3 protein-coding genes are annotated in these 3,599 nt (G+C 40.4%); all 3 read right to left on the bottom strand.

Going from position 1 to position 3,599, the window contains the following annotated elements:
- Nucleotides 1-122: 122 nt before the first annotated feature.
- The 3 genes from SD31_RS07475 to SD31_RS07470 all read right to left on the bottom strand — a co-directional run bounded on the left by SD31_RS07475 (nucleotide 123) and on the right by SD31_RS07470 (nucleotide 3,345).
- Nucleotides 123-698 carry a hypothetical protein gene (locus SD31_RS07475; RefSeq protein ID WP_039053676.1) on the bottom strand — a complete coding sequence of 192 codons (576 nt, stop codon included), beginning with the start codon at nucleotides 696-698 and terminating at the stop codon, nucleotides 123-125.
- 69 nt (nucleotides 699-767) lie between these two features.
- On the bottom strand, nucleotides 768-962 hold the full coding sequence (locus tag SD31_RS18815) for a hypothetical protein (RefSeq protein WP_231561292.1): 195 nt from the start codon (nucleotides 960-962) through the stop codon (nucleotides 768-770).
- A gap of 7 nt (nucleotides 963-969) precedes the next feature.
- Nucleotides 970-3,345: a phosphoenolpyruvate carboxylase gene (locus SD31_RS07470; RefSeq protein WP_231561290.1), complete on the bottom strand. Its 2,376-nt coding sequence runs from the start codon at nucleotides 3,343-3,345 to the stop codon at nucleotides 970-972.
- Nucleotides 3,346-3,599: the final 254 nt, after the last annotated feature.

The following is a 3,599-nucleotide window of genomic DNA, read 5'->3' as shown; positions in this document are numbered from 1 at the left end:
ATTTTATAAAATTATAAACAAAACAACTTAGGAAAAGACAATGAATGAAATATGAATTAATCAAAAACAAAAAAAGGCAGTACACTCTAGTGACGCCTCAAATATTTAGAGCTCAAATCAGATTAATGATGAGCGTGCTCTTCCTCTTTTCCGCCAATTTCTTTGTACAATGCAGAAACTTTTTCCAATTGCGCTTCAGCAAATTTTTGCAACTCAGCATTTGTATTGCGGGTAAGCTGAGTCAATTTGAATTTTACTGTTGCTAACTCATGCTGTGCGTGGTGAATATAGTCGCCATGGCCGTGAGCAGCATGTGCATGTGCAGCATGTGCTGATGAATCTACAGCAGCAGAATCCGCATGCGCTGATTCATGCAATTGAGGAATACCCTTGATAGGGAAATCAATTTGATATGCCGTAGCGATAGAATCCAACACAGGAATCAATTCACTATAATAAGCTTTTACCTTTCCGGCCACCTCTGCCGCTTTAGCATCTCCAGATTTTTCAGCTTCTTCCGCAGATTTTACACCTACTAGAGCTGTCTCTCCTACTATCTGAAAGAAAGAGTAAGCATCGCCGTCTACTAATGTAGTATGAGTGTATTTCAATTGATTTTGCTTTGCAGTGTCATGAACGCATGAAGTCATCATTGAACCTGCACATAAAGCCGCAACGAATAATGTATTTAATTTCATGATTTATCAATTTATCGACCACAAAAATATAAAATAAATGCTAAAGTTGTTAATTCTTTCCAAAGAGTATTATGCTAAATTTCTTCCTGCATTTACTACTCCATAGATTGTGCGACTTATCAACTTTCTGTACACTTCTTGATGCTCCTCACTGAATCTTTTGGATTCTATTCCGCGGATAGCATAATGCTGAATAATGAGCAATGGCAATACGATCTTCTCTCTAGCCAAGATGGAGGCCCGCTCTATAGGATAATTTTCCATCAAGGTTTCAGCATTGCTTAGCTTTAACAGATATTTTTTTGTTCTTTTCGTACTCCTCATACAGCATAGTCCAAAAATCTCCAAATTCCTTATCTTCTTTCATATAAGAAGTTATATCGAAGTTGGATTTGGTCATAGACATCATACAGTTGTCGATCAGGGTATTGAAAAATCCTGAATTCTGGTACAGCTGTTTGACATATGACCAAAGGTTGTTTTCTTCAGCCCATTCCAAAGCCGTTCCTACGCCATAGAAGCCAGGAATATTCTGTTTGAGCTGGCTCCACGCCGTCACAAAAGAAATGGCACGCAAATCTTTCAGACGCAGCTCCTTATCCGAATTTCTCTTTACCGGCCGGCTGCTGATATTGATCGACGACAGCGCTTTCAGCGGACTAAGTTTTTCCAAGTATTTCAGGAACTTAGGATGATTACGCAACTCCATGAACTTGCGATGACTCTCGGAAGCTAGATCGTCGATTACACTCTTCTGCTTTTCGGTCAGTGTGTCGCTGCTGTTGGGCTTAATTTCGGATATCAGACCGGCATGCAACAGCTGCTCGATGTTGTACTGTGCTGTATCCAAAGAGCCATACTGACTACTGATTGTCTGTCCTTGAATCGTAAGCTGAATATGCTTGTTGGCAATTTCAGAGCCCATAGCCGCATAGAAACGCTGCGTCTTGCCACCTCCACGTGCTGGAGGTCCTCCACGCCCGTCAAAAAACACAAGATCAATATCATATTGTCTTGCCAGAGCCGTAAGCTCTACCTTTGCCTTATAAATAGACCAGTTAGCCATCAGATAACCACCATCTTTCGTGCTATCCGAAAACCCCAACATGATGGTCTGACGCTTTCCTCTACGCTTCAGATGCTCCGCATAGGCCTCATTATTATACAAGGTGTACATCACATCACGGGCACGTGCCAAGTCATCCACCGTCTCAAAGAGAGGAACAAAATCTATTGTCAACGTCTCTTTTTTCCATCCCTGCCATAAAAACAGCTGCATCAACCCTAAAATATCCGACGCCTGCTGACAGTTCGAAATGATAAAGCGCTGCGCCGCACGCTCACTACCCGCCTTCTGAATATCTTTAATAAGGCGAATGACTCCTAAAGTATCTTTCACCAGAGGGTCGGCATCCTCTTCATAGTCCAAAAGTTCTTCGTTGAAGATAAAGGCCTTCTGTTTTTCAGCTTCTTCTTTCTCTAGATCTGCAGCCTGAATACCGGTTTTGTCTGCATATTTTTCAACCACATATTGTAGCGTATTACGCAGCACTGAACTGTCCTGACGTATGTCCAACGTGGTGAAATAACATCCGAAAGTGTTGACCTTACGTATAAGATCTTCTACCAGTTCCACAAAAAGACCATTATGACTGGTCAGCAATACTTCTTTAATATTATGTAGATTTTCTAAAATCTTGGCAGTCTCATCCACTGGACATTCCACCGGATTGAAACTGTTGTTGTAAAACAGCTCTTGAAGATTCTCAAGATACTGTTCTACTCCACGGAACGTTATCCTGCGTTTCACCAAACGGAAATCGCGGTAATAACATCTGAACAGAATAGTACGCAACATGGTAGCTACCCTTTTGGTGCTCTCCACTGTAACGTTAGGATTACCGTCGCGGTCACCACCCGGCCAGAATCCCAGCTCGATAAGCTGCTTTACATCATCCGAAGGCAATTCCAGCTCGCTGTCAATCTTCGAATGTATGTTGGAAGTGACTTTATAGAATACGTTTTCCAGATACCAAGCTAGACTTACCGCCTCATCTACCGGAGTAGGTTTATTCTTATTGATAAAAGGAGTTTTTCCAAGCTGCTGTAACAACAGATGGATATTTTGAATATCGTTCTTTTTGATAGCTTCAATTAAGTCATTGATAATCCCTAACACAGGCCCCGGATAAAATTGTGTAGGGTGAGCGGTAAGCACCAATCGTACGGAGAAGTCCTTCAGCTTCTCCACGATCTGATTCTTCAACTTCTTGTCGGACTGCGCCAACTTGAAAAGCGAATCCAAACCAGCGGTTTCGTCAGTCTTCTCTAAAGCTTGGAAAGAAGAATCCTCCACCGCATCAAACAATACCACCTGACGCTCAATATATTGTACTATACGGAACAACAGGTCTATACGATCTTCTTCCTGAACATATTGTTCATACTGCCCGAAGAAGGAATCTATAATTTCTTCTGGGGCCAAGTGCTGCTCTACTCCTTGCTCACAATGCGAAGCAAAAAAAGGCAGTAAGGTTCCCGTATGTTTTACACGTTGAAAAGGTAGCGTCAAAAATAAACTTTTAAACAGCTCAAAACGTGTCAAAACTTCATTTTCGAAGACTACTTGCTTTTGACTTAATTTCATCAGAAAGGATTATATTTTAATGCTCTTAATATTATCTAGCTCAAAAATATACAATAATTGCAATAATACAAGCTATTTTTTATCAAAACAAAATCAAAACAACTGTTTTGATAAAAAAATATAATCCAAAAAACAACAAAAGACAGCCTTATCTAGACTGTCTTTTGTTACTTTCTTATTGTCTTCTTTGTTTAGCCTTTTTCTTGTCCTTTTTTTCTTTTTCTAGCTGTTTTTTGATGGTTCTTGTTTTTCCG

It is taken from the genome of Sphingobacterium sp. T2 (assembly GCF_000814685.1).
GTDB lineage: Bacteria > Bacteroidota > Bacteroidia > Sphingobacteriales > Sphingobacteriaceae > Sphingobacterium > Sphingobacterium thermophilum.
Note: the sequence above shows the minus strand (reverse complement) of the source record. Positions and strands in the feature narration are given on the sequence as shown.